Here is a 25,985-nt window from a genome sequence, read left to right as displayed (position 1 = left end):
GCGCGGAGCACGCCTGCTACCGGTTGATCAGGTGTTGGCCAGGTAACGTTCGGCAACCTGGGACTGCTTGATCTGCGCCAGCAAGCCTTGTCGCGCAGCTTGCAACGCATCCCAGCGGGCACCGTCCTGCAACGGCGGAATGGTCACCGGCTCGCGGCGATCAAAACCCACCAGCGCCGCGTCCACCAGATCACCCACTTCCATCACGTCCGTGAGGGTGTTGATATCGATGCCCGCACGTTCCCAGATCTCGGTACGCGTGGCGGCGGGCAGCACGGCTTGCACGTACACGCCTTTGGGCGCCAGTTCCAGGCTCATGCCCTGGGACAGGAACAGCACGAACGCCTTGGTCGCGCCGTAGACCGTCATGCCGAATTCCGGCGCCAGGCCCACTACCGAGCCAATGTTGATGATAGCGCCGTCGCCCGCTGCCGCCAGGCGCGGGGTGATGGCACTGGCCAGGCGTACCAGCGCGGTGGTGTTGAGGGCGACCAACTGCGCGACGCTGTCGGTGGACTGTTCGATAAAACCGCCGGACTGCGCGGCGCCGGCATTGTTGACCAGGGTGCCAATGCTGGCGTCATCGCGCAGGCGGGCTTCAACCGCTGCCAGGTCCGCGCTCTGGGTCAGGTCGGCCGGGAGGATATCAATGCTGACGGCATGCTGTTCGCGCAGTCGGGCAGCGAGCGCTTCCAGGCGCGTGATGTCACGGGCGACCAGTACGAGGTCGTGGCCGCGTGCGGCAAAGCGTTCGGCATAGGCGGCGCCAATGCCGGTCGAAGCGCCAGTGATCAGAACGGTGTTGGAAGTGCTCATGGTGTGATGCTCAGTGAGTGCGAGGAGGTTTTATGATGTCGATCATAATCAAAGCTGTCAACGGTTTTGATTATGATCGACATCATAGTAATATGCCTTTCTCGCAAGCTGGCAGGACCACAGACATGAAGATCACCAAGGCGCAGTCACAGAACAATCGGGCCCATATCGTCGCGACAGCTTCCGAGCTGTTCCGCGAGCGGGGTTTTGATGGGGTGGGCGTGGCCGAGCTGATGGCTGCGGCCGGGTTTACCCAGGGCGGCTTTTACAAGCACTTCGGTTCCAAGGCGGACCTGATGGCGGAAGCAGCCGCCAACAGCCTGGCGCAGTCACTGGCCGACAGCGCAGAGATGGAGGTGGAGCCGTTTTTCGAGGTTTACCTGTCGCGTCAGCACCGCGATCATCGCGGCGGCGGATGCACCTTGGCGGCGTTGTGTGCCGATGCTGCCCGTCAATCGGACACGCTGAAGGCGACCTTCGCCCAGGGTTTGGAAAATACCCTGCAGGCCTTGGAAGCAAAATACAGCGCGGCTCATGACGGGCCACAGGAAGACGTGCGGGCGAAAATGCTCGACAGCATGGCCCATGCCATTGGCGCAATCATGCTGTCGCGGGCGTGCCCGGATGATTCCGCCCTGGCCGATGAAGTGCTTGAGGTGTGCCGCAAGGAGATTACGGCATCACTGCCGTAATCCCGTTCGCATCACCTTATGCCGTTTCGGCGACGGGCACCGGCATGGCCCCAGCCAACGCCGGCAGCACGCCGGCGCGCAGGTCGTTGCCACTCGGCTGCTGATACAGGCTCAGCCCGAACTCCGGCAACACGGCCAATAGATAATCGAAGATATCGCCCTGGATCCGCTCGTAATCGCCCCACGCGGTGGTGCGGGTAAAGCAGTAGATCTCCAGCGGCACGCCCTGGGCGGTGGTTTGCATCTGGCGCACCATGCAAGTCATGTTCGGCTGAATGTCCGGGTGGCTTTGCAGGTACGCCAGGGCGTAGGCGCGGAAGGTGCCGAGGTTGGTCATGCGCCGACGGTTGGCCGACAGTTGCGCGCTGTGGCCCTGGGCCTCGTTCCAGGCCTTGAGTTCGGCCTGCTTGCGGCTGATATAGCCGCTGAGCAGGTGCACCTGGGTCATGCGCACTTCCTCTTCATCGTTCAGGAAGCGCACGCCGCTGGCGTCGATGTACAGGCTGCGCTTGATACGGCGCCCACCGGAGGCCTGCATGCCACGCCAGTTCTTGAACGACTCGGACATCAAGCGCCAGGTGGGGATGGAGACGATGGTCTTGTCGAAGTTCTGCACCTTCACCGTGTGCAGCGTTATATCCACCACATCGCCATCGGCGCCGACCTGGGGCATTTCAATCCAGTCACCGACGCGCAGCATGTCGTTGCTGGTCAATTGCACACTGGCGACGAACGACAGCAGGGTGTCCTTGTACACCAACAGAATTACCGCCGACATCGCACCCAGGCCTGACAGCAGCAACAGCGGCGAGCGGTCGATCAGGGTGGCGACGATGATGATCGCGCCAAACACGAACAGCACCATTTTCGCCAGTTGCACATAGCCCTTGATCGAGCGGGTGCGTGCGTGTTCGGTGCGTGCGTAGATATCCAGCAGCGCGTTGAGCAGGGCGCTAATCGCCAGCACCATGAACAGAATGCTGATCGCCAGGGCCACGTTGCCGATGAACAGGATGGCGGTCTTGCTCAGGTCTGGCACCAGGTACAGGCCGAACTGGACCACCAGCGATGGCGTCATTTGCGCCAGGCGATGGAAGACTTTGTTATGCCGCAGGTCGTTCAGCCAGTGCAGCGCCGGTTGCCGGCCGAGCAATTTGACCGCGTGCAGGATGAGGTAACGGGCGACCCGTCCCACCACCAATGCCACCACCAGCAACACCAGCAAACCCAGGCTGGAATGCAGGACCGGGTGTTCATCGAGGGTGCCCCAAAGGTCTTTGACGTTGAGCCAGAGCTGTTTGATATCCATGAGTGAACCGATTCTTCTTTAAGACAACACGGGGCGATTAGAGCATTTAAGTGCAACAAAGTTGACGCTCTGGACAAAATCGCTGACAAAAAAGCAGCTGATTAGCCCCGTTCGCGTAAAGAAACTCGGTTTGGGCGCGCGAAACCGGTAACCTATGCAGCTGATATTTTGTATTTCTTCGAGGTAGCACCCGTGTTTTCCCAATTCGCCCTGCACGAACGCCTGCTCAAAGCCGTGGCCGAGCTTAAATTTGTCGAGCCTACGCCTGTGCAAGCAGCGGCCATCCCGCTCGCGCTGCAAGGGCGTGACCTGCGGGTGACGGCGCAAACCGGCAGCGGCAAGACCGCCGCTTTCGTCCTGCCGGTGCTCAACCGCCTGATCGGCCCGGCCAAGGTGCGCGTCAGCATCAAGACCCTGATCCTGCTGCCGACCCGCGAGCTGGCCCAGCAGACCCTGAAGGAAGTCGAGCGTTTCTCGCAGTTCACCTTCATCAAGTCCGGCATCATTACCGGTGGCGAAGACTTCAAGGTCCAGGCCGCGATGCTGCGCAAGGTGCCGGATATTCTGATCGGCACCCCAGGGCGCATGATCGAGCAGCTCAACGCTGGCAACCTCGACCTCAAGGAAGTCGAAGTGCTGGTGCTCGACGAAGCCGACCGCATGCTCGACATGGGCTTTGCCGATGATGTGCAACGTCTGGTCGGCGAGTGCGTCAACCGTCAGCAGACCATGCTGTTCTCCGCCACCACCGGTGGTTCGACCCTGCGTGACATGGTCGCCAAGGTGCTGAACAACCCTGAGCACTTGCAGGTCAACAACGTCAGCGACCTGAACGCCACCACGCGCCAGCAGATCGTCACCGCTGACCATAACGTGCACAAAGAACAGATCCTGAACTGGTTGCTGGCCAACGAGACCTACCAAAAGGCCATCGTGTTCACCAACACCCGTGCCGCCGCCGACCGTATCTACGGGCGCCTGGTTGCGCAGGAATACAAGGCGTTCGTGCTGCACGGCGAGAAAGACCAGAAGGACCGCAAGCTGGCCATCGACCGTCTCAAGGCGGGCGGCGTGAAGATCCTGGTGGCCACCGACGTTGCCGCACGCGGCCTCGACGTGGACGGCCTGGACCTGGTGATCAACTTCGACATGCCACGCAGTGGCGACGAATACGTGCACCGCATCGGCCGTACCGGTCGCGCCGGCAACGATGGCCTGGCCATCTCGCTGATCTGCCACGGCGACTGGAACCTGATGTCGAGCATCGAACGCTACCTGAAGCAGTCGTTCGAGCGCCGCACCATCAAGGAAGTCAAAGGCACGTACACCGGGCCGAAGAAGGTCAAGGCGTCGGGCAAGGCCGTTGGCGTGAAGAAGAAAAAGACCGACGCCAAAGGCGACAAGAAGAAAACCGGCGCCAAGTCGCCGACCAAGCGCAAGATCGCCAACCGGCCGAAGACCGACAACCTGTCGCTCGTCAGCAAGGATGGCATGGCCCCGCTCAAGCGCCGCAAGCCAGAAGCACCGGCTGCCGAATAAGCAGGTGGGCCTAAAAAAACCGGACGATGTCCGGTTTTTTTTCGCCATCAGTTTTTAGACTTGGCGGCCGCTTCCTTGAGCTCCTTGAGCCGCGCATCGATCAACTGGCACTTGTCGGGAAACTCGGCGCTTTCGGTATCCAGGTCCATCTTCTGCAGTTGGTCATTCATCTCCTTGGCCTTGGTCGGGTCCTGCTCTGTGAGCTTGGTTACTTCCTTGGCCAGTTCTTCGCGCTTGGCGGTGGCCTCCTCGGGCGTGCAGGCCCAGGCGGGCAGGGCGCTCAACAGCGTGGCGGCGAGGGTCAGCTTCATCAAGGTTTTCATGGTCGGACTTCCTTGGCAGTGATGTGCAGTTGAGGTGGCGAACCTCTGGAAAGTTCAGAGAAATGACGCCCGTCCGTTCGGTTGAACGGCCAGTGCCAGGACGTGTCACTCCCTTAGACGGGCTAACTCCATCGGCCTGCAGGAGGAATCAGGATGACGACTTACAATTGGGATCTGATCGAACGTCTGCTGCATGAGGTGCAGAACGGCGAGGGCAGCTTTGCCCCGCGCAAATACGCCGAACAGGAAGCGGCCGAGAAGTCGACGGCCGGCGAGGACACTGGCAACCTGGATGCGCTGAAGAAGACCGCTGCCGATTACGAGGCGCTGCTGTTCAAGCGTGGCTTTATCGAGTCGCGGCCGGAGGAAGAGGGCGGCAATGGCGAGAACTTCATCCTCACAGGCCTGGGTGCGCAGTTGCTGGCGCTGATCGATAGCTCGATTCCGGGCAATGATCATCCGCGCCAGGTGTTGGATGAACAGGCAGATGCGCTTGATCCGGCAACGTTCGCTGAGGTGGCCTCCAAAGCCCAGATCGCCTGATCCTTTTATGCCCCGGCGCCCCCGGGGGTGCCGGGTGAACCTGTCGAATCGGTAATCTGCCGCTAAGGTTGCTGACAGCCGGCGACTTCTAATCTGCTGCCATTCAACTCACGGACTTGAATCGGCATGCACTCCACAACCTCCAGACGCACATTCGTCAAAGGCCTGGCCGCGGGCGGCCTGCTGGGCGGGCTCGGGCTTTGGCGCCCGCCTGTGTGGGCACTGACCAGCCCCGGCCAGCCCACGGTACTCGCCGGCAGCGAATTTGACCTGTTTATTGACCAGACCCCCGTCAACCTGACCGGCCGTGCGCGCACCGCGTTGACCGTCAACGGCAGCCTGCCCGGCCCGCTGTTGCGCTGGCGCGAAGGCGACACCGTGACCCTGCGCGTGAAAAACCGCCTCGGGGAGCCCACCTCGATCCACTGGCACGGCATCCTGCTGCCATCGACCATGGACGGCGTGCCCGGCCTGAGCTTCAAGGGCATCGAACCGGGCGGCCTTTACGTCTACCAGTTCAAGGTCAAACAGCACGGCACTTACTGGTATCACAGCCATTCCGGGCTTCAGGAACAGCAGGGCGTGTATGGTCCGCTGGTCATCGACCCCAAGGAGCCCGAGCCGTATGCCTACCAGCGCGACTACGTGGTGATGCTGTCGGACTGGACCGATGAAGACCCCGTCGCCCTGATGAAGACCCTCAAGAAGCAGTCCGATTACTACAACCTGCACAAACCCACCCTGGGCGATTTTATCCGGGATGTGGGCAAGCAGGGCTGGTCGGCGACCGCTGCCGACCGGCTGATGTGGGCGCAAATGAAGATGAACCCCACCGACCTTGCGGACGTCAGCGGTGAGACCTACACCTACTTGCTCAACGGCCAGCCGCCTGGGCAGAACTGGACCGGGGTGTTCAAGCCGGGGGAAAAGATTCGCCTGCGCTTTATCAATGGCTCGGCGATGACCTATTTCGATGTGCGTATTCCCGGGCTGAAGATGACCGTGATCGCCGCGGATGGGCAGCCGGTGCAGCCGGTGAGCGTCGATGAATTCCGTATCGCCGTGGCGGAAACCTACGATGTGCTGGTCGAGCCCGTAGCAGAGGCCTACACCCTGTTTGCCCAGTCCATGGACCGCACAGGGTTTGCCCGTGGCACCCTTGCCCGGCAGGTGGGAGCGACAGCCTTGGTACCGTCGCTGGATCCGCGCCCTTGGCTGACCATGGATGATATGGGCATGGGCGGCATGGACCACGGTGCCATGGCCGATATGCCGGGCATGGAAGGCATGGATCATAGCGCCATGGGCGCGATGGCGATGCAGAAACACCCCGCCAGCGAGCAGAACAACCCGCTGGTGGACATGCAAGCGATGAACCCGTTGCCCAAGCTGGACGACCCTGGAATCGGCCTGCGCAACAACGGCCGCCGGGTGCTCACCTATGCCGACCTGCGCAGCACCTTCGAAGACCCCGATGGCCGCGACCCCTCGCGCACGCTTGAATTGCACCTCACCGGGCATATGGAGAAGTTCGCCTGGTCGTTCAATGGCGTGAAGTTTTCCGATGCCGAGCCCTTGCAACTGACTTATGGCGAGCGCGTGCGGGTGGTGCTGGTCAACGACACCATGATGGCCCATCCGATTCACCTGCATGGCTTATGGAGCGACCTGGAGGACGAAAACGGCCAGTTCCAGGTGCGCAAACATACGATCGACATGCCTCCCGGCTCCCGTCGCAGTTACCGCGTCACCGCCGATGCCCTGGGGCGCTGGGCCTATCACTGCCACCTGCTGTACCACATGGAAATGGGCATGTTCCGTGAGGTGCGCGTGCATGAATAAGGAAGCGAGCATGAACCGTTGCGTTCTACCCGTTTGCATCGCCTTCGCCGCGCTGGGGTTCGTCCCATGGGCGTTGGCGGCCGAGGATGAATTTCAGGGCATGAGCCCGGCGACGCCAGCGCTGACGCAAAGCCGTACGCCGATTCCGGCGCTGGCCGACGCAGACCGTGCAGCGGTCTACAACGCGCCGGGAGGGCATCAGGTGCACGACAGCGGCGTGAACTCGATGCTGCTGATCAACCAGTTGGAATGGCAGGGCGGCGACGGCAACGCGCAGAGTTGGGACATCAAGGGTTGGGTCGGCGGTGACATCGACCGGCTGTGGCTACGCAGTGAAGGCGAACGCAGCGCCGGCCGCACTGAAAGCGCCGAAGCCCAAGCGTTATGGGGGCACGCTATCGGCCCGTGGTGGGACGTGGTCGGCGGCGTGCGCCAGGACTTCAAGCCCGGTGACAGCCAGACCTGGGCGGCCTTTGGCGTACAAGGCATGGCGCTCTACAACTTCGAGGCCGAAGCCACGTTGTTTGTCGGCGAATCGGGGCATACCGCCGCACGCTTGGAAGGTGACTACGACATTCTGCTCACCAATCGCCTGATCCTGCAGCCCACCGCAGAACTCAATTTTTATGCGCAGAACGATCCGCAACGGGGTGTCGGGTCGGGCTTGGCGGAAAGTGAACTGGGCCTGCGCTTGCGCTACGAAATTCGCCGCGAGTTTGCGCCCTACGTTGGGGTCAGCTGGAACCGGGCTTATGGCCAGACCGCGCAATACGCACGGGGCGAAGACGAAGACATCAATCAACTGCGCTGGGTGGTCGGCGTGCGCTTGTGGTTCTGACGGGTTTCCCTTTTATTATTCGCCGCCTGGCGCGGCCTGGAGTCTTGCATGTCTATGTTGAAAACCACGCTGCTGGGTGCTGCGTTGTGGGTAGGTTTAAGTCTTAGCCTGCCCGCTTCGGCCCACCCCAAGCTGCTGTCATCCATTCCGGCGGCAGGCGCACAGGGCGCCGCTCCCGCCGTGATTGAATTGCATTTCTCAGAAAACCTGCTGACCCAGTTTTCCGGGGCCAAGTTGATCATGACCGACATGCCGGGCATGCCCAATTCGCCGATGCCGGTGAAGGCCAGCGTGTCGGCGAGCAGCGACCCCAAGGTGATGTTGATCAAGCCGGCCTCCGCACTTACCACTGGCAGCTATCGGGTGGATTGGCGTGCCGTGTCGTCCGATACGCATCCGATCACCGGTAATGTGGTGTTCCGCGTACAGCCATGAGTGAACTGATCCCTATCGCATTGCGCTTCGTGCTCTATCTCGACCTGATGGTGCTATTTGGGCTGGGGCTGTTTGGCCTTTATGGCCTGCGCGCAGAGCAACGCGGGCGGCTCAATCTCAGGGCCTGGATTGGATTGGCGGGCGGCTTGGGGCTGGCGTTTTCGGTGGCGTCGCTATTGATTATGACCCAAGCCATGAGCGGCGCCACGGATTGGCAGACGCTGTGGCCGCACCTGCAAATGATGCTGTGGCAGACCGACCTGGGGTTGACGTGGTGGGTGCGTATCGCGGCGTTGATTGTTGCGGCACTGAGTCCGCACCTGGCGCTGGCCACGCTGTCGGCTGGCGTGGCGTTGGTCACGCTGGTGTGGACAGGGCACGGCGTGATGCACGAAGGTGCGCAAGGTGTGTGGCATATCGTCAGCGACAGTGCACACCTGTTGGCAGCGGCGGGTTGGGTGGGGGCGTTGGCGGCATTTGGTTTGTTGTTGATGCCTGCGCCGTTGCCACAGGATGATCGGGTCCAGGTTCTGGCCAGAGCATTGGCAGGCTTTGAGCGCATTGGCGCGGGATTTGTCCTGGTGCTGATCGGCACTGGCGTGGCCAATTACCTGTTTGTTGTCGGGCCGAATCTGGGGGGCATCACCGGCGGAGTCTACGCGGTGCTGCTATGCCTGAAGCTGGGGTTGTTCGGCCTGATGCTGGCCTTGGCGGCGCTCAATCGCTTTCACCTGACGCCGCTTCTGCAACGATCCATCGCGTCGGGCGACTATAACGTGGCGATCCGTGCGTTACGGCGCAGCATGGCCCTGGAGTTTGGCGCTGTGGTGCTCATCCTTGGCCTGGTGGCCTGGCTGGGCACCTTGGCGCCTGACTAAGGCTGTGCGCTTTTCAGACATTTGAGCGCCTGGAAGTCGCTGCGGACCTTGTCGATTTTCTGGGTGAGTTTCAGGCGCTGCGCTGGAGAGCTTTGGGCCATCACGTCGACGAGCAAGCTGCGCGCGGCGGCTTCGGTCTGGGCATAGGCGGCGCGGTATTGCGCGGTCCACAGGCTTTCGCGATCCACCAGCAATTGCTGGATTTTCTGCGGGAAATCGGCACTGTGACGCTGTTGCAGCGCCTCGATAAATTGCGCCTGCCAATGGGCGCGGTTACCGATCCACGCTTGGTTTTGCGCGCCCAACTCGGCGGACCAGGCCGTCACGCGGTTTTGCTGGCCTGGGCTCAACGGGCCGATCCAGGCGTCCAGGCGCTTGCTCATACGCTCGGCGCGTTCCTTGATTTGTTGAGCCAGTGGTGGCTTGAGGTATTCGTCCTGGCGTTTGCGCAGGTCCTTGGCCAGAGCGTCGCTCATGTCCTTGACCTGCTGATCGTCCAGGCCTTGCAGCAATTGCACGGCTGAGGGCGTGATTTCCCGCGCGATCTCGGCAATTGCCTGTTTGGCTTCGACAGTACGGGTTTGCAACGCGGCGTCGGTGACCTGGTTGCTGTCGACCATCTGCTGCAGGCGGTCGAGCCAGTCCAGGTAGCCAGGCACTTGCGTGGTGCAGTGCCAGGCCAGGTGCTCCTTGAGGGTGTCGTTGAACCAGCTCTTTTGCCCGGCATTCATGTCCAGGTAATCGTTGAGGGTCCAGGGGATGATCACGTCGAGGTTTCGGTAGGCCAGGCCTACGCGATTGCAGCCGGCGAGCACCAGGCTCAGGGTCAGCAGTACCACCAGGAATTTAAGCCGGCGCAACATGGGCAGGTCCTTGCATGGAGGGCGTTAATGCATGTGAACCTGCGCGGGGTGCGACAGTTCAGCCCATCAATAAAACGACCGTGCGGCCTTCAAGGTCAACAGCCCGTCACATTGCGAATTGTGTCCGGAGTAGGCCGAGCAGTCGCTGCCGCTGAGGCTGGAGCCGCTGTAGATCAGGTCCAGGTCAATACCCTTCCAGGCTCGGGAAAACTGTACCGACCAATCGCTGAAACTGCTGATGGCGCCGTCCTCTACCGAGACCGGTGTGCCCAGTTGGTGGGTGGTGTACTTCATGCTGACGCCGATGCCGAAAGGCTGGGTACCGCCCAGGTCGGCAAACAGGGTGCTGTCCTGGCGGTCGGGGTCGTTGCTGAAAGACACGCCAAAGCGGTTGCCCAACAGGTTCAGCCCGCCGTAGAACTCCTGGCTGTCGAGGGGGCTGACCTTGGGGTAGCTGTAGTGGATCAAGCCAACTTCGTAGCCCAGGGTCTGGTCGAACGGACGCTTGAAACCCATGTAGGAGTCGACTTCAAGGTTATTGGCCGACGACAGGCCCATGTTCGGGGAAAACTGGCCGAAATACAGGCCGCTGTCGTGGGTAAGGTCCAGGCCACCGTGGAACGAGTCGCTGCCAGGGGCGGTGGGCTTGACCAGGCCCTGGGCCATGGTACGGCTGGGCGTGGTGCCTAATTTCAGGTCGAAGTCACCCAGTTCACGCTGGAAGATATGCGCTTGGGCCAAAGGGCTGGCGACCAGGAGGCTGACCACGAAAATACAGCGTTTAAGCATGCTTCACTCCATGAAAAGCGAGGAGCAGTAACGGAAGGATTCAGGCGGATGCCCGTGCTAGACGTGTGCAAGGATACCGGCGAATGCCAGGCGTTGAGGCCCGTTCGTCGATTAGCTGCGTATTGAAGGTGTCAGGAGGGGGTTGCAACTCTAGTCCTAGCGCCTTGAAGGCAAGACGCTTAGGGACCAGATGCAGTGCGCGGGTAAGACTATTACTTCTTGCCCAGGCTGATCTGCTTGGACGGGCCGAAAGTCTGGCCGCTCACGCCCTTGGCAATTTGCTGGATTTCGCCGCCGGACTTGAGGAACGCAGCAATCTGGCTGTTGATCGATTCGCTGGTTTCAACGGCGGGAGCTGGCTTTGCTTTGCTGTTGGATGCTTTTACACGCATGGCGGCCACTAACCTGTAGAAAATTAACTTGGCCAGGCATCGTACAGGAAATACTTGACAATTGCTTGGCAAATATCCCTCAGGAATAAGACGCAGCGCTGGAAATAGCCGAAGTTCAGCGCCGAAATAAAGCGCTAACTTACTGTTTTAGCTGGAAACCAAAGCCTGGGTCGCACGCTGGTGGCCTGCTTAAAGTGAACCGAACGATCAGACGAGTGGGGCGCTGCCATTGGAACGCCATGCCAGCCCGCGATTTTTCAGGCGTGCGCGCGTGCAGGGCCCAACTCGGGTAGAATGCCGCCCACGCAATGAGGGTATTGGAAATGGCTTTAGTCGGGCGCTACAACAGCTTGCAAGTGGTCAAGCACACTAACTTTGGTTTGTACCTCGATGGTGCGCAAGACGGGGAAATCCTCTTGCCTAATCGGTATATCCCTAAAGATATTCCCAGTGAAGATGAAGACTGGCTCAACGTTTTCATTTATCTGGACAGCGATGACAAACTTATCGCCACCACCGAAAAGCCCAAAGTTCAAGTCGGTGAATTCGCCAGTTTGAAAGTTGTGGAAGTCAACAGCATTGGCGTATTCCTTGATTGGGGTTTGCCCAAGGATCTGCTGCTGCCGTACTCGGAAGAAAAACGCCAGCTGACCGCAGGTGAGTACTGCGTGGTGCACGTCTACCTCGACAAGCACACCAAGCGCATCACCGCCACCGCTCGCCTTGACCGTTACCTGGACAAGACGCCGGCCAACTACCAGGTGGGCCAGGAAGTCGACCTGCTGGTGGCCGAGGCCACCGACATGGGCTTCAAGGCGATCATCAACAACAAGCACTGGGGCCTGATCCACAAGAACGAAGTGTTCAAGTTCTTGCGCCCGGGCAAGGAAGAGAAGGGGTTCATCAAAGAGATCCGCGCCGATGGCAACATCAGCCTGAGCCTGCAACCGGTGGGCCAGGAAGCGGCCTCCAGCCTGAACTCGAAGATCCTCGCCAAGTTGCGCGACAACAACGGCACCCTGCCGGTCAGCGACAAAAGCGACCCGGCGGTGATCAGCAACTTGTTCGGCGTGAGCAAGGGCAACTTCAAGAAGGCCATTGGCGCGCTCTACAAGCAGGGCCAGATCGTGATTCATGCGGACCGCATTGAACTAAGCTGAGTACACGCTGCTCTCCTGTAGGAGCGAGCGTGCTCGCGAAAATATTCCAGGCGCAGCGTAGCGTCGGATGTACGTTTTTCGCGAGCAAGCTCGCTCCTACAGGGTTGTCTCATGTCGAAAAGAACGGTTTTTGCCTACCTCGGCACCTTGCTCGCCCTCCTGGTCCTCGACGGCCTCTGGCTCGGCGTGCTCATGGGCTCCACCTATAAATCCCTGCTCGGCACGCTGATGCTTGATCAGCCACGCCTGTTGCCTGCGGTATTGTTCTATCTCCTGTATGTCCTCGGTTGCGTGGTGTTGGTGATCTTGCCCAGCGCCAGTTGGCAGCGCGCTGCGCGTTTGGGCGCCTTGCTTGGCCTGGTGGCCTATGGCACCTATGACCTGAGCAACTGGGCCACGCTTCAAGGCTGGTCCGCTGGGTTGGCGCTGATGGACATGGCATGGGGCACCTGCCTAACCGCCATTTGCTGCACCGTTGGCCACCTGTGTGCAAATCGGCTGCGCCGGTAGCGGACGGTTGATCAGTACTGAACCGGCTAATAGCAACCCGGTACCGGCAACCACCAGCGCCGGTTGCAGGCCGCCACTGAGGTGGCTGCTGACCGACGCCAACAGGGGCCCGCTCAATTGGCCGATGGCGAAGCTGGCGGTCAGCAACCCCGTGCTGCGTTGGTAGCCATGGGGCGCGACTTCTCTCAGTCGCGCCATCACCAGCTGCATGCAGGCCAGAAATGGCGCACCGCACAGCAACACGCCCAGCGCCAAGCCCCAGCCATTGCCAAGCAGGCAGGCGAACACTCCGGCCGCTTGCAGCCATAAAGTCGCCATCAACCAGCGACGGGTAGTGTTCGGATGCTTGCGGCGCAGGCTCGCCACCCCTACACCCAGCGCGGCCGCCAAGCCAAAGCAGGGCCAGAACAGATCGGCCTGCCAGGCGCCTTGGAATTGGGCGCTGGCCATCTGCGACAGAAAGGTCGCCGGGATGATGTAGCCCAGGCCGTACAGGAAATAAATCCAGCACAGGTGCGCGATGCTGCCGTTGCTCCCCGCGCTGGCGACCTGGGTAACCGTGACGGCCGGTTTGGGTAAAAACGGCAGGATCGCCAGCAGCATCATCAGCGCCACCGTCCCGTAGAGCAACCACAGCGTGGCAGAACTTTGCCCCAACAGGTTCGACACCAGCGCCAGCAGCCCCGTCAGCACAATCCCCAGCCCCGGCCCTGCAAACACCAGCGCACCCAGGCGCGGGCGGCCGGCGGCAATCGCCAGTGGCTGGCTCAGGCTGGTAATCATCACCAGGGCCCAGGCACTGGCGACCCCGGTGCCGAAGCGCAGCAACACGTGCGGCCAGAACCCGTTAGCCCAGTAGGACGCCAGGGTCAGCAATACGCACAGCCACAATCCGCCGTAGAGGCGCCCGCGCACATGCTGATGGCTACGTGCAAAGATCGAGTCCACCGCGCCAACGAAATAACCCAGGTAATTGGCGGCAGCGAGCAGGCCGGCGCCGGTCAGGTCGATCTGGCCTTCGCTGAGCAAATGCGGCATTTGCGGAGTCAGGGCGAAGCGGCCAATGCCCATGGCCATCATCAGGGCGACGAAGCTGGCGAGTAAACGAATCAGCGGGGACATGTTCAGGTTTCCTGCAAAGAAGCGAATGCCTTGCAGGCTAAGACGGATTGACTTTCTGTAAAATTGAATAATAGTGAGTAACTTGTTCAGTTTTGGAGAAAGTAATGGAGTTCAGTCAATTGCGCATTTTCCAGGCCGTGGCGCAAGAGGGTTCCATTACCCGCGCCGCCGAGCGCCTGCACCGCGTTCCCTCAAATCTGTCGACCCGGCTTAAACAAATGGAAGAGCAGCTGGGCGTCGACCTGTTCGTGCGCGAGCGCCAGCGCTTGCAGCTTTCTCCGGCGGGCAAGGTACTGCTGGACTACAGCACCCGCCTGCTGGCGCTGCACGATGAAGCCCACGGCGCCGTACAAGGCGGGCAACCGGCCGGTGATTTCGTCTTGGGCAGCATGTACAGCACGGCCGCTGTGCATTTGCCGAGGCTGCTGGCGCGCTATCACAAGACTTACCCCATGGTGAACCTGCAGGTGCAGTCGGCGCCCAGTGGCGAGTTGCTGGAGGGGTTGATCACCGGGCGCCTGGACGCAGCCTTTGTCGACGGCCCGCTGACCATCGCCACCCTGGATGGCGTACCGCTGTGCGAAGAGCGCCTGGTGCTGATTTGCGAGGCCGACCATCCACCGGTGCGCGGCCCCCAGGATGTGGCAGGCCGTGCGGTGTTCACGTTCCGGCGCAGTTGCGCCTACCGCACGCGCCTGGAAACCTGGTTCTCCCATGAGCGTGTGGCGATGGGGCGGGCGATCGAGATTGAGTCTTACCAAGGCATGCTCGCCTGTGTGATCGCCGGTTCCGGTGTGGCGTTGATGTCTGAATCCATGCTCGACAGCCTGCCCGGCAAGGACAGCGTGTCCGTTCATCCGCTGACCGGGCCTTTTGCCACTGCGACTACCTGGTTAATGTGGCGAAAGGGCATGCTCGGCGCTAACCTCAATGCATGGATCGACCTGCAGCAAGACGGCAACCCGCGATGCGTGCAAGACACACGTGCCATTGCTTGAACGATCCGTCCGGATTCGGATCAATTCAGTAATAGTTCGTTGTGGTTTCCTTCAAGCATTACCTAGGACTTAGGGCTACTATCACTGTAGGAAACGGCGACAGAACTCACGCCGGCCAGCACTACCCTCAAAGGGGGCAATCATGAAAGAGAAAATCCAAAACTGGCTCCACGACCTTGGCGTTGCGTTGGGCTTGATCGAGCCTCCGCTGCAACCGGTGCCGATCCGCACGGATGACGAGCAACGTCGGCCACGTCGGCGCTAAAAAATGTGGGAGCGAGCAAGCCCGCTCCCACAGTTGTTTTTCACCAGGCAAAAAAAACGGGCGCGACCTCCGACGTCGCGCCCGCTGAAGAAAATATACCCGTCTCTGTTATAGCTCAAACCACCGAGGCCGCCACTTTGGCCGGTTGACGCGACAGCAAGCTCACCAGCACAAAGCTCACCAGCGCCACCGCCAAGCTGTAGTAGATCGGCGTGTTTGCAGCCAGCCCATCCTTGAACATAAACACCAGCGCGGTCACAAAGCCCAGGCTCATGGACGTGATTGCGCCCGTGGTTGTCGCGCGCTTCCAGAAGATCGCGCCGATCAAGGGCACCAACATACCGCCCACCAACAGGTTATAGGCCAGGGTCAGGGCGCTGATCACATCGTTCACCACCAAGGCGATACCCAGCACGGCAATTCCGGTCAACAGGGTGAACAGGCGGTTGATACGCAGGCTCGACGCCTTGCCGCCACGCAGGCGGGGCAGCAGATCTTCGGTCAACACGGTGGAGGCGGCGAGCAGGCCGGCGCTGGCGGTGGACATCATGGCGGCCAGCGCGGCGGCGATGACCAGGCCACGAATGCCGTCCGGCAGCGAGGCTTTGACGATCGCGGCGAAGGCATTGTTGACGTTGTCCAGGTCCGGGATCAGCACATGGGCAGCCATGCCGATCAGTGCACAGGCCAGGCCGTACAGGATGCAATAGAAGCCGGCGAAAGTACCTGCGTACTGGGCGACCTTTTCGTCACGGGCGGTGAACACCCGTTGCCAGATATCCTGACCGATCAGGATGCCGAAGAAGTAGATCATGAAGTAGGTGATGATCGTGTCCCAGCCGATCGCGGTGAAGCTGAAGTTCGACGCCGGCAGCTTGGCCACCAGTTCGTCCCAGCCGCCGACGCGGTACAGGCAGATCGGCAGCAGGATGAACATCAAGCCGACGGTCTTGATCACGAATTGCACAATATCGGTGAGGGTCAGCGACCACATGCCACCGATGGTCGAATACACCACCACCACGCCGCCGCCCACCAGTACTGACATCCAGAACGGCAGGTCGAACAGCACTTGCAGCACGGTGCCGATGGCCAGGATCGAGGTCACGCCGATCATCAGCGCGTAGGCCAGCATGATCACCGCGCTGGCCTGGCGGGCCATGGGGTTGTAGCGTTTTTCCAGGACCTGGGTGACGGTGAAGATTTTCAGCTTCAACAGGGGCTTGGCCAGGAACAGGTTCAGGGCAATGATGCCCGCGCCCAGCGCGGCGCACAGCCAGAAACCCGAAATACCATGCACATACCCCAGACGCACGGTGCCCACGGTGGACGCACCGCCCAGCACCGTGGCGGCCATGGTGCCCATGTACAGCGATGGGCCGAGGTTGCGGCCGGCGACCAGGTAGTCTTCGTGGGTCTTGGCGCGACGCATGCCGAAGTAGCCGAGCACCAGCATGCCGGCGGCGTAGATGAGTACGACGAATAAATCCAAAGCCATGACGGCGGTTCTCCGATTATATTTTTTATGGGCGATCAGGCGGCAGCTGGCTCGGTAAGCACGCGAGCGAAAGTCAGGTACATCGTTGTGGGGACCTGTTAGATCCCCTTGGTTGTTAATGTGAAGACGCTGTATCAGCGATGCGCGACGCCAGGCAGTACGCAGAGCATCTCGTACAGTAAGTTGGCGCCCAGCAGCGAGGTATTGCCGGTGGTGTCATAGGGCGGCGACACTTCTACCAAGTCGCAACCAATCAGATCCAGGCCCTGGCAGCCACGGATGATTTCGATGGCCTGGATGGTGGTCAGCCCGCCGATTTCCGGGGTGCCGGTGCCGGGCGCCCAGGCGGGGTCGATGCCATCGATGTCGAAGCTCAGGTACACCGGGCCGCCGCCGACTTTCTCCCGTACTTCGGCCATCAGCGGCGCGAGGGAGTGATGCCAGCATTCTTCGGCCTGGACCACGCGAAAGCCTTGCTTGCGGCTCCAGTTGAAGTCTTCGGCGGTATACCCCTGGGCACGCAGGCCGATCTGCACCACGCGGTCGCAATCGAGCAAGCCTTCTTCCACGGCGCGGCGGAAGGTGGTGCCGTGGGCAATTTTCTCGCCGAACATATGGTCGTTGACGTCGGCGTGGGCATCGATGTGCACCAGCCCGACCTTGCCGTGTTTCTTGTGGATCGCCCGCAGGATCGGCAGGGTGATGGTGTGGTCGCCGCCCAGGGTCAGGGGGATAACGTCGTGCTCGAGGATCTCATCGTAGGCCTCTTCGATGATGCGCACCGCGTCGAGCAGGTTGAAGGTGTTGATCGCCACATCGCCGATATCGGCTACCGACAGTGAGTCGAACGGGGCGGCGCCCGTGGCCATGTTATAGGGCCGGATCATCACCGACTCGGCGCGGATTTCCCGGGGGCCGAAGCGCGTACCGGCGCGCAGCGAAGTTCCGATATCCAGGGGCACGCCGACAAAAGCGGCGTCCAGGCCCTTGGCCGTTTGCAGGTGGGGAAGACGCATCATGGTGGCGATGCCGGCGAAGCGCGGCATTTCGTTGCCGCCCAGTGGTTGGTGGAGAATCTTGTCCACGGGATTGCCTCATCGTTGTTGTGTTTATTGATGGCCGATTCTGCGAAAAGCCTGGCGTATGAAGAATCGGCAGAGGCAAATACTTAGTTCAGATTTTTCTAAACTAAAGCCTGGGTTAAACTCCCTGATCCCTGTAGGAGCGAGCTTGCTCGCGAAAAACGTCAACGATGATGCGCCCCCCCAGAATGTGCGCGGCGTCCTCAGGTTTTTCGCGAGCAAGCTCGCTCCTACAGTTGATCGTTCCCACGCTCTGTGTGGGGATGCATCCTGTGATGCTCTGCGTCACGCTTCATTGGAGCCCCCATGGCCAACGCCTTGCCCGACCTGAAACTCCTGCGCATCTTCGTCAGCGTCGTGCGCCATCAAGGGTTCGCCAATGCCCAGCACGAACTCAACCTGTCGACGTCGGCCATCAGCACCTACATGAGCCAACTCGAATCTGCCTTGGGCCTGGTGCTGTGCCATCGCGGCCGTGGCGGCTTCAGCCTGACCAGCAAGGGCGAGCTGTTTCATCAGGAAACCCTGCGGCTATTGGGCGAACTCGAAGGTTTCGAGCAATACGCCGCCGCGTTGAAAGGCGAGTTGCGCGGCACCCTCAAGCTCGGGGTGCTCGACTCCACCGTCAGCGACAAGGCCTTGCCGTTTGCCGAAGTGATTGGCGCCTACAGCCTGGAGCACCCGGCTGTGCATTTGCACCTGTCGGTGATGAGCCCCTACGAATTGCAACTGGGGGTGCAGGACAACCGCCTGGACCTGGCCATCGGCGCGTTTTCCAACCGCATGAGCGGGCTGGTCTACATGCCGCTGTACCGCGAACAGCACTGGTTGTATTGCAGCACCCGGCACCCGCTGTTCAACGAGCGGCGCATTCCGGAACAAGTGATCACCCAGCAACGCATGGTCGGGCGAGGTTACTGGAGCCAGGCTGAGCTGGCGCGTCACGGCTTCAAGCACAGCGCTGCGACGGTGGAAAGTATGGAGGCGCAACTGATTCTGGTGCTGTCGGGTGCTTACATTGGCTACCTGCCGGAGCACTACGCCCAGGCCTGGGCAGACAAGGGCGACCTGCGCGTATTGCTGCCGGCCACCTTCGGCTACCAGGCGCCGTTTTCGATGATCATGCGCCGTGGCCGCAGCCGCGAGCCACTGATCCAGACCTTCCGCGATTTGCTCAAGACCCAGCTCAACCAGGCCTGAAAACACCATGTCCCGACCCCATTGCCCGCGCTGCCTGCGCCCGACCACGCACTGCCTCTGTGCGCTGATCCCCCATCTCGACAGCCGCACCCGCGTGTTGCTGTTGCAGCACCCGAGCGAGGTCGGCCATGCGCTCAATACGGCGCGGTTGGCGGCGTTGGGCCTGAACAATGCGCAGTTGGTGGTGGGGGAGGTGTTTGATGACCTGGCGACGCTATTGAACCCGCCTGGCTATCGGGCACGGCTGTTGTTCCCGGCGGATGACGCCGAGCCGCTGCACGCCTATGCCCCTGACGATCAGCCACTGCTGTTGGTGGTTCCCGATGGCACCTGGCGCAAGGCTCGCAAGCTGTTGCACCTCAACCCTTTGCTGGCGGCGTTGCCCCGGGTGACATTGGCCGAAGGCGGCGTTTCCCGCTATCGCTTGCGCAAGGCGCCGGGGCCTGGCGCCTTGTCGACGGTCGAAGCGATCACGCAAGCGTTGCAGGTGCTGGAAGCGCCGACGTCGTTCGAGCCACTGCTCAAACCTTTTGAAGCGCTGATCGAAGGGCAGATTGCTGCGATGGGCGAGGAAGTCTTCCAGCGTAACCATGGCGACCCGACATAAACCCTGCTTATGCCTTTAAGCCATAAGCACCACACTTTGCGTGATATGGCCCGCCGGCCTTTCCCGGTATGATGTGCGCCCCGCAGTCTGGATTGCGAATACGCCATGACCTTGCAGTACCCAACAATCGCCGATTGCGTCGGCAACACGCCCCTGGTCCGCTTGCAACGCATGGCGGGTGAAACCAGCAATACCCTGTTGCTCAAACTCGAGGGCAACAACCCGGCCGGCTCCGTCAAAGACCGCCCGGCGCTGTCGATGATCGCCCGCGCCGAGTTGCGTGGGCAGATCAAGCCCGGCGACACCCTGATCGAAGCCACCTCGGGTAACACCGGGATCGCCCTGGCCATGGCCGCGGCGATCAAGGGCTACAAGATGGTGTTGATCATGCCTGACAACGGCAGCGCCGAGCGCAAGGCGGCGATGACCGCCTATGGCGCCCAGCTCATCCTGGTTACCCAGGAAGAAGGCATGGAAGGCGCTCGCGATCTTGCTGAGCGCATGGCCGCCGAAGGCCGTGGCGTGGTGCTCGATCAGTTCGCCAACGGCGACAACCCCGAGGCGCACTACACCAGCACCGGGCCGGAGATCTGGCGCCAGACCCAGGGCACCATCACCCACTTCGTCAGCTCCATGGGCACCACCGGTACCATCATGGGCAACTCGCGCTACCTCAAGGAGCAGAATCCGGCGATCCAGATCGTCGGCCTGCAACCGATGGAAGGCGCGGCCATCCCGGGCATTCGCCGCTGGCCCGAAGAGTATTTGCCGAAGATCTACAACGCCACGCGGGTAGACCGCATCATCGACATGGCCCAGCGCGAAGCCGAAGACACCACCCGCCGCCTGGCCCGTGAAGAAGGCATCTTCTGCGGCGTGTCCTCCGGTGGCGCCGTGGCCGGTATGTTGCGCTTGTCCAAAGAAGTGGAAAACGCGGTGATCGTCGCGATCATCTGTGACCGAGGCGACCGTTACCTGTCGACCGGCATTTTCGACGAACCCAACTGATGGCCAAGCACGAGAGAGGCCTGCGCTTCCAACCGACGGGCGGCAGCCGGGCCCCACAGATACCCGTGGGCAAGAAACAGCGCCTGACCATCGAGCGCCTGGCCAATGACGGCCGGGGCATTGTGTTCTTTGAGGGCCGCACCTGGTTTGTGAATGGCGCGTTGGCCGGCGAAGAGGTGGAAGCACGGGTATTGGGCGCCCATGGCAAAGTGGTCGAGGCGCGCACCGAGCGGGTGTTCCAGGCCAGTGAGTTGCGTCGCCCGGCACCCTGTGCCCATGTTGGCCGCTGCGGCGGTTGCAGCGTGCAGCACCTGCCCCATGAAGAACAACTTGCCCTGAAACAGCGCATGCTTGCCGAGCAATTGTCCCGTGTGGCCGGCGTCGAGCCGCAGGAGTGGGCAGCGCCGTTGAGCGGGCCGGAGTTCGGTTACCGGCGCCGCGCCCGCGTGGCCGTACGTTGGGACGCCAAGGCGAAGAAACTCGAAGTGGGTTTTCGCGCCGTGGCCAGCCAGGACATCGTCGCTATCGATGATTGCCCGGTGCTGGTACAGGCCTTGCAACCGATCATGCAGCGTTTGCCAACGATGCTGCGTCGCTTGAGCAAACCGCAGGCGTTGGGGCATGTCGAGTTGTTCAGCGGTTCGTCCATCGCCGTGTTGCTGCGGCATATGGCACCGTTGTCCGAGGCTGACCTGCAGATCCTCAAGGAATTCTGCGCCTTCCATGACGCCCAACTGTGGCTGCACGGCGAAGGGCAGCCGGAGCCCGTTGAGCCGGGTCAGGCCCTGGGCTTCCGTTTGGATGCCTGGGACCTGGAGCTGGCGTACCGGCCGGGCGACTTTGTGCAGGTCAACGCCGGGGTCAACCAGGCGATGGTCGCCCAAGCGCTGCAATGGCTGGCGCCACAAGCCGACGAACGGGTACTGGACCTGTTTTGCGGCTTGGGCAACTTTGCCCTGCCACTGGCTCGCAGTGTGCGCGAAGTGGTGGCGGTGGAGGGCGTGCAGGCCATGGTGGAGCGTGCGGCGCTCAATGCCGTCAGCAACCATTTGCATAACGCACAGTTTTTTCAGGCCGATTTGTCCCAGCCTTTGACCGACGCAGAATGGGCCAAACAGGGCTTTTCTGCGGTACTCTTGGACCCACCCCGCGATGGTGCCCTGGAGGTTGTGCGCAAACTTGCAGCCTTGGGGGCCAAGCGCCTGGTGTATGTGTCCTGCAACCCAGCCACGCTGGCGCGGGACACGGTTGAGTTGGTCAAGCAAGGCTACCGGCTAAAGCGTGCCGGGATCCTCGACATGTTTCCGCAGACCGCGCATGTCGAGGCCATGGCGTTATTTGAAGCGGGCTAGGATGCCCGTTTAATCCGACTGGCCTGCGTTCTCCAGGGCCTAAGCACTGCCACGGAGCTCGCAGTAAAAGTCGGCGATGATTTTGGCGCATCGAAGGTGCGTCGTAGGGAAGGTAAGCAAGATGGTACAGGTGAGAGCACACCAGCCGATCAACACCGACGGCAGTATCAATCTCGAGGCATGGCTGGATCATGCCGTCAGTGTCGACCCGGCACTGGACCGTGAAGCCTTGAAAGCAGCATGCGAGTTCGCTCGTGAGTCTGAACAGCAAGACAATGCGGCCAAGAACCTGTGGGCCGAAGGCACTTCAAGTTTTCGCACTGGCCTGGAAATCGCCGAGATCCTCGCCGATCTCAAGCTGGACCAGGATTCGCTGATCGCCGCCGTGCTCTATCGCGGCGTGCGCGAAGGGCACATTGCGTTGCCGCTGGTCAGCCAGCGTTTCGGCGCAGTGGTGGCCAAGCTGATCGACGGCGTGCTGCGCATGGCGGCCATCAGCGCCAGCCTCAGCCCGCGCCAATCGATGGTGCTGGGCACCCAGGGCCAGGTAGAGAACCTGCGCAAAATGCTGGTAGCGATGGTTGACGACGTACGCGTCGCTCTGATCAAGCTGGCTGAACGCACCTGCGCGATCCGTGCGGTGAAGACCGCCGATGACGAAAAGCGCAACCGTGTGGCCCGCGAAGTCTTCGACATCTACGCGCCGCTGGCTCATCGCCTGGGCATCGGCCATATCAAGTGGGAGCTGGAGGATTTGTCCTTCCGCTACCTGGAACCCGACCAATACAAACAGATCGCCACACTGCTGCATGAGCGACGACTGGACCGCGAGCGCTTTATCAGCGACGTGATGGGCCAGTTGCGTTCGGAGTTGCAGGCCACCGGCGTGGACGCCGACATCAGCGGCCGCGCCAAGCACATCTATTCCATCTGGCGCAAAATGCAGCGCAAGGGCCTGGCCTTCAGCCAGATCTACGACGTGCGTGCGGTGCGTGTGCTGGTGCCGGAAATGCGCGACTGCTACACCGCGCTGGGTATCGTCCACACGCTGTGGCGCCACATTCCCAAGGAATTCGACGACTACATCGCCAACCCCAAGGAAAACGGCTATCGCTCGCTGCACACGGCGGTAATCGGCCCTGAAGGCAAAGTGCTGGAAGTGCAGATCCGCACCCATGCCATGCACGAAGAGGCCGAGCTGGGGGTGTGTGCGCATTGGCGCTACAAGGGCACCGACGTCAAGGCCGGGTCCAACCAGTACGAAGAGAAAATTTCCTGGCTGCGCCAAGTGCTGGAATGGCACGAAGAGCTCGGCGACATCGGCGGCCTGGCCGAACAGCTGCGGGTGGATATCGAGCCGGACCGGGTCTATATCTTCACGCCCGACGGCCACGCCATCGACCTGCCCAAGGGCGCCACGCCGCTGGACTTCGCCTACCGCGTGCACACCGAAATCGGCCATAACTGCCGCGGCGCCAAGATCAACGGGCGCATCGTGCCGCTCAACTACAGCCTGCAAACCGGTGAACAGGTCGAGATCATCACCAGCAAGCACGGCACGCCGAGCCGCGACTGGCTGAACCCGAACCTGGGCTACATCACCACCTCGCGGGCGCGGGCGAAGATCGTCCACTGGTTCAAACTGCAGGCGCGTGACCAGAACGTCGCCGCCGGCAAGACCTTGCTCGAGCGCGAACTGGCGCGCCTGGGCCTGCCTCAGGTGGACTTCGACAAGCTGGCCGAAAAGGCCAACATGAAGATTGCCGAAGACATGTTCGCCGCCCTCGGTGCCGGTGACCTGCGCCTGGCGCAACTGGTCAACCTGGCCCAGCAACTGGTCGAGCCGGAGCGCGGCAACGAACAGCTGGAGCTGATCCCGCGCAAAGCCACTGGCTATAAGCCGGGCAAGCGTGGCGATATCCAGATCCAGGGCGTGGGCAACCTGATGACGCAGATGGCCGGCTGCTGCCAGCCACTGCCGGGCGACGCGATTGTCGGCTACATCACCCAAGGCCGTGGCGTGAGCATTCACCGCCAGGATTGCGCCTCGGTGCTGCAGTTGGGCGGGCGTGAACCGGAGCGGATCATCCAGGTCAGCTGGGGCCCGGTGCCGGTGCTCACGTATCCGGTGGACATCATCATCCGTGCCTACGACCGTTCCGGCCTGCTGCGTGACGTCTCGCAAGTGCTGCTCAACGAGCGGATCAACGTGCTGGCGGTCAACACTCGCTCGAACAAGGAAGACAACACTGCGTTGATGTCCCTGACCATCGAGATTCCGGGGTTGGACGCACTGGGACGGTTGCTGGGGCGGATTTCCCAGTTGCCGAACATTATCGAAACCCGGCGCAACCGCACCCCATGAATAGCAGAATGATTGCTGACTGACATGCGGAGCTGTGTTCTGTGGGAGCTGGCTTGCCTGCGATAGCATCACCTCGGTTTAACTCAAGCACCGAGTCGCCGGCATCGCAGGCAAGCCAGCTCCCACATAAGATATTCAGCGGAAAGAGATACGATGTATTCACTCGAAGACCTGCTGCACCTGATGAGCCGCCTGCGCGACCCGCAGTACGGCTGCCCATGGGACATCAAGCAAACCTACGCCACCATCGTCCCGCACACGCTGGAAGAAGCCTATGAAGTGGCCGACGCCATCGAGCGCGGCGATTTCGATCACCTGCAAAGTGAGCTGGGCGATCTACTGTTCCAGGTGGTGTATTACAGTCAACTGGCCCGGGAAGAAGGGCGCTTCGAATTTGCCGGCGTGATCGACAGCATCACCCGTAAGTTGATTCGCCGGCATCCTCACGTGTTCCCAACCGGCGACCTGTACGCTCCGCTGGATATCCCGCAGTTGAGCGAAGAACAGGTCAAGCAGCGCTGGGAGCAGATCAAGGCTGAGGAACGCGCAGAAAAGTCCGACGCCCCCGAGCAACTCTCGCTGCTCGATGATGTGCCCACCGCCTTACCGTCGTTGTCCCGCGCGGCCAAATTGCAAAAGCGCGCCAGCCAGGTCGGCTTCGACTGGCCGTCCGCGTTGCCGGTGGTGGATAACGTGCGCGAAGAGTTGGACGAAGTGCTCGAAGCCATGGCCGATAACGACTCGGCAGCCATTGCCGATGAAGTCGGCGACCTGCTGTTTGCCGCGGTCAACCTGGCGCGTCACCTCAAGGTCGACCCGGAAACCGCCTTGCGCGGCGCCAATGCCAAGTTCGAACGACGTTTCCGATTTATCGAACAGGCATTGCGCGATACACACCAACCCATAGAAGATTGCACCCTCGAAGTGTTGGACGCCCTCTGGGGTGAAGCCAAACGTCAGGAAAAGAATGTGTCCAGCTGCGGTTGAGCAGTTGCCTAAGTGAGTAAGCACCATGAGCCTTTCCCTTCGCGACCAGTTGCTCAAAGCAGGTCTGGTCAACCAAAAGCAGGCCAAGCAGGTCGGCAAAGAGAAACAGAAGCAGCAGCGCCTGGTCCACAAAGGCCAGGCCGAAGTCGATGACACCCAGGCGCGCCTGGCTGCCGAGGCCCAGGCCGAGAAGGTCAAGCGTGACCAGGAGCTGAACCGTCAGCAGCAGGAAAAAGCCGAGGCCAAGGCGCGCACCGCCCAGGTCAAGCAACTGATCGAAACCTCGCGCCTGCCCAAGCTGACCACCGAGGACTACTACAACTTTGTGGATGACAAGAAGGTCAAGCGCCTGTCGGTCAACACGCTGATGCGCAACAAGCTGAGCAACGGCTCCCTGGCGATCGTGCACCACGGTGGTAGTTACGAGGTGATCCCGCGCGAGGCGGCGCTCAAAATCCAGGAGCGCGCTCCGGAACGTATCGTGCAGCTCAACATCCTCACCGAAAGCCAGGTGCCGGATGAGGATGATCCGTACGCCGCTTACCAGATCCCTGATGATCTGATGTGGTAAG

27 protein-coding genes are annotated in these 25,985 nt (G+C 61.3%); 18 read left to right on the top strand and 9 right to left on the bottom strand.

Annotated features, from left to right (window positions below; genetic code table 11):
- Positions 1–27: 27 nt before the first annotated feature.
- The gene (locus HU731_RS07730; RefSeq protein ID WP_186606964.1) at positions 28–816 is read right to left on the bottom strand and encodes an SDR family NAD(P)-dependent oxidoreductase; all 789 of its coding nucleotides are present in this window, start codon (positions 814–816) and stop codon (positions 28–30) included.
- Between the two features lie 125 nt (positions 817–941).
- Here HU731_RS07730 and HU731_RS07725 point away from each other — a divergent pair, with 125 nt between their 5' ends.
- Positions 942–1,508, top strand: a complete 567-nt coding sequence (locus HU731_RS07725) for a TetR/AcrR family transcriptional regulator (RefSeq protein ID WP_186606965.1) — start codon at positions 942–944, stop codon at positions 1,506–1,508.
- A gap of 16 nt (positions 1,509–1,524) precedes the next feature.
- Here HU731_RS07725 and HU731_RS07720 read toward each other — a convergent pair whose 3' ends face one another.
- On the bottom strand, positions 1,525–2,817 hold the full coding sequence (locus HU731_RS07720) for a mechanosensitive ion channel family protein (RefSeq protein WP_032895861.1): 1,293 nt from the start codon (positions 2,815–2,817) through the stop codon (positions 1,525–1,527).
- A 192-nt stretch (positions 2,818–3,009) separates the two neighbouring features.
- On the opposite strand from HU731_RS07720, the gene HU731_RS07715 reads away from it, so the two are divergent.
- The gene (locus HU731_RS07715; RefSeq protein WP_003193110.1) at positions 3,010–4,356 is read left to right on the top strand and encodes a DEAD/DEAH box helicase; all 1,347 of its coding nucleotides are present in this window, start codon (positions 3,010–3,012) and stop codon (positions 4,354–4,356) included.
- A gap of 47 nt (positions 4,357–4,403) precedes the next feature.
- Here the strand turns inward: HU731_RS07715 and HU731_RS07710 are convergent, their stop codons facing one another.
- Complete coding sequence (locus HU731_RS07710) at positions 4,404–4,679, bottom strand: hypothetical protein (protein ID WP_186606966.1); 276 nt, start codon at positions 4,677–4,679, stop codon at positions 4,404–4,406.
- A 153-nt stretch (positions 4,680–4,832) separates the two neighbouring features.
- Here HU731_RS07710 and HU731_RS07705 point away from each other — a divergent pair, with 153 nt between their 5' ends.
- From HU731_RS07705 to copD, 5 genes are all read left to right on the top strand, one after another.
- Positions 4,833–5,222, top strand: a complete 390-nt coding sequence (locus HU731_RS07705; protein ID WP_186606967.1) for a transcriptional regulator — start codon at positions 4,833–4,835, stop codon at positions 5,220–5,222.
- Between the two features lie 126 nt (positions 5,223–5,348).
- Entirely contained in the window at positions 5,349–7,064 is a 1,716-nt protein-coding gene (locus HU731_RS07700; RefSeq protein ID WP_186606968.1) for a copper resistance system multicopper oxidase, read from the top strand.
- A gap of 10 nt (positions 7,065–7,074) precedes the next feature.
- Complete coding sequence (locus HU731_RS07695) at positions 7,075–7,902, top strand: copper resistance protein B (RefSeq protein ID WP_186606969.1); 828 nt, start codon at positions 7,075–7,077, stop codon at positions 7,900–7,902.
- Positions 7,903–7,950: 48 nt separating this feature from the next.
- Positions 7,951–8,337: a copper homeostasis periplasmic binding protein CopC gene (gene copC, locus HU731_RS07690; RefSeq protein ID WP_186606970.1), complete on the top strand. Its 387-nt coding sequence runs from the start codon at positions 7,951–7,953 to the stop codon at positions 8,335–8,337.
- On the top strand, positions 8,334–9,215 hold the full coding sequence (gene copD, locus HU731_RS07685; RefSeq protein ID WP_186606971.1) for a copper homeostasis membrane protein CopD: 882 nt from the start codon (positions 8,334–8,336) through the stop codon (positions 9,213–9,215). The genes copC and copD overlap by 4 nt, the downstream gene beginning before the upstream one ends.
- On the opposite strand, the gene HU731_RS07680 is transcribed toward copD, so the two are convergent.
- The 3 genes from HU731_RS07680 to HU731_RS07670 form a co-directional block, all read right to left on the bottom strand.
- Complete coding sequence (locus tag HU731_RS07680) at positions 9,212–10,078, bottom strand: DUF6279 family lipoprotein (protein ID WP_186606972.1); 867 nt, start codon at positions 10,076–10,078, stop codon at positions 9,212–9,214. The two genes, copD and HU731_RS07680, sit on opposite strands and share 4 nt — an antisense overlap.
- A 66-nt stretch (positions 10,079–10,144) precedes the next feature.
- Positions 10,145–10,867: a TorF family putative porin gene (locus HU731_RS07675; RefSeq protein WP_186606973.1), complete on the bottom strand. Its 723-nt coding sequence runs from the start codon at positions 10,865–10,867 to the stop codon at positions 10,145–10,147.
- Positions 10,868–11,079: 212 nt separating this feature from the next.
- On the bottom strand, positions 11,080–11,259 hold the full coding sequence (locus HU731_RS07670; RefSeq protein WP_003193095.1) for a PFL_1563 family small protein: 180 nt from the start codon (positions 11,257–11,259) through the stop codon (positions 11,080–11,082).
- A gap of 323 nt (positions 11,260–11,582) precedes the next feature.
- On the opposite strand from HU731_RS07670, the gene HU731_RS07665 reads away from it, so the two are divergent.
- Both HU731_RS07665 and HU731_RS07660 read left to right on the top strand, forming a co-directional pair.
- Positions 11,583–12,419, top strand: coding sequence for a CvfB family protein (locus HU731_RS07665; RefSeq protein ID WP_019820451.1), 837 nt, complete (start codon positions 11,583–11,585; stop codon positions 12,417–12,419).
- 111 nt (positions 12,420–12,530) lie between these two features.
- On the top strand, positions 12,531–12,929 hold the full coding sequence (locus HU731_RS07660; RefSeq protein WP_186606974.1) for a DUF2177 family protein: 399 nt from the start codon (positions 12,531–12,533) through the stop codon (positions 12,927–12,929).
- Here the strand turns inward: HU731_RS07660 and HU731_RS07655 are convergent.
- A complete protein-coding gene (locus HU731_RS07655; RefSeq protein ID WP_186606975.1) occupies positions 12,873–14,051 on the bottom strand; it encodes an MFS transporter in 1,179 nt (392 codons plus the stop codon). The two genes, HU731_RS07660 and HU731_RS07655, sit on opposite strands and share 57 nt — an antisense overlap.
- A gap of 104 nt (positions 14,052–14,155) precedes the next feature.
- Between HU731_RS07655 and ptrR the strand changes: the two genes are divergently transcribed.
- The gene (ptrR, locus tag HU731_RS07650; protein ID WP_186606976.1) at positions 14,156–15,049 is read left to right on the top strand and encodes a putrescine utilization regulator PtrR; all 894 of its coding nucleotides are present in this window, start codon (positions 14,156–14,158) and stop codon (positions 15,047–15,049) included.
- Between the two features lie 142 nt (positions 15,050–15,191).
- Complete coding sequence (locus HU731_RS28740; protein ID WP_003193089.1) at positions 15,192–15,314, top strand: PA1414 family protein; 123 nt, start codon at positions 15,192–15,194, stop codon at positions 15,312–15,314.
- Positions 15,315–15,429: 115 nt separating this feature from the next.
- On the opposite strand, the gene HU731_RS07645 is transcribed toward HU731_RS28740, so the two are convergent.
- Positions 15,430–16,812, bottom strand: a complete 1,383-nt coding sequence (locus HU731_RS07645) for a sodium:solute symporter family protein (protein ID WP_186606977.1) — start codon at positions 16,810–16,812, stop codon at positions 15,430–15,432.
- Positions 16,813–16,946: 134 nt separating this feature from the next.
- On the bottom strand, positions 16,947–17,897 hold the full coding sequence (speB, locus tag HU731_RS07640) for an agmatinase (RefSeq protein WP_186606978.1): 951 nt from the start codon (positions 17,895–17,897) through the stop codon (positions 16,947–16,949).
- A gap of 303 nt (positions 17,898–18,200) precedes the next feature.
- Between speB and HU731_RS07635 the strand changes: the two genes are divergently transcribed.
- From HU731_RS07635 to HU731_RS07605, 7 genes are all read left to right on the top strand, one after another.
- The gene (locus HU731_RS07635) at positions 18,201–19,094 is read left to right on the top strand and encodes a LysR family transcriptional regulator (RefSeq protein WP_032895879.1); all 894 of its coding nucleotides are present in this window, start codon (positions 18,201–18,203) and stop codon (positions 19,092–19,094) included.
- 7 nt (positions 19,095–19,101) lie between these two features.
- Entirely contained in the window at positions 19,102–19,701 is a 600-nt protein-coding gene (locus tag HU731_RS07630; protein WP_186606979.1) for a tRNA-uridine aminocarboxypropyltransferase, read from the top strand.
- A 105-nt stretch (positions 19,702–19,806) separates the two neighbouring features.
- Entirely contained in the window at positions 19,807–20,709 is a 903-nt protein-coding gene (gene cysM, locus HU731_RS07625) for a cysteine synthase CysM (RefSeq protein ID WP_003193080.1), read from the top strand.
- Positions 20,709–22,061, top strand: coding sequence for a 23S rRNA (uracil(1939)-C(5))-methyltransferase RlmD (rlmD, locus tag HU731_RS07620; RefSeq protein WP_186606980.1), 1,353 nt, complete (start codon positions 20,709–20,711; stop codon positions 22,059–22,061). Before cysM ends, rlmD begins: the two co-directional genes overlap by 1 nt.
- A gap of 121 nt (positions 22,062–22,182) precedes the next feature.
- Positions 22,183–24,426 carry a GTP diphosphokinase gene (gene relA / locus HU731_RS07615; protein WP_003193076.1) on the top strand — a complete coding sequence of 748 codons (2,244 nt, stop codon included), beginning with the start codon at positions 22,183–22,185 and terminating at the stop codon, positions 24,424–24,426.
- Positions 24,427–24,579: 153 nt separating this feature from the next.
- On the top strand, positions 24,580–25,413 hold the full coding sequence (gene mazG / locus HU731_RS07610; protein ID WP_186606981.1) for a nucleoside triphosphate pyrophosphohydrolase: 834 nt from the start codon (positions 24,580–24,582) through the stop codon (positions 25,411–25,413).
- Between the two features lie 25 nt (positions 25,414–25,438).
- A complete protein-coding gene (locus HU731_RS07605; protein WP_186606982.1) occupies positions 25,439–25,984 on the top strand; it encodes a DUF2058 domain-containing protein in 546 nt (181 codons plus the stop codon).
- Position 25,985 lies beyond the last annotated feature (1 nt).

The organism is Pseudomonas salmasensis (genome assembly GCF_014268375.2).
GTDB lineage: Bacteria > Pseudomonadota > Gammaproteobacteria > Pseudomonadales > Pseudomonadaceae > Aquipseudomonas > Aquipseudomonas salmasensis.
Note: the sequence above shows the minus strand (reverse complement) of the source record. Positions and strands in the feature narration are given on the sequence as shown.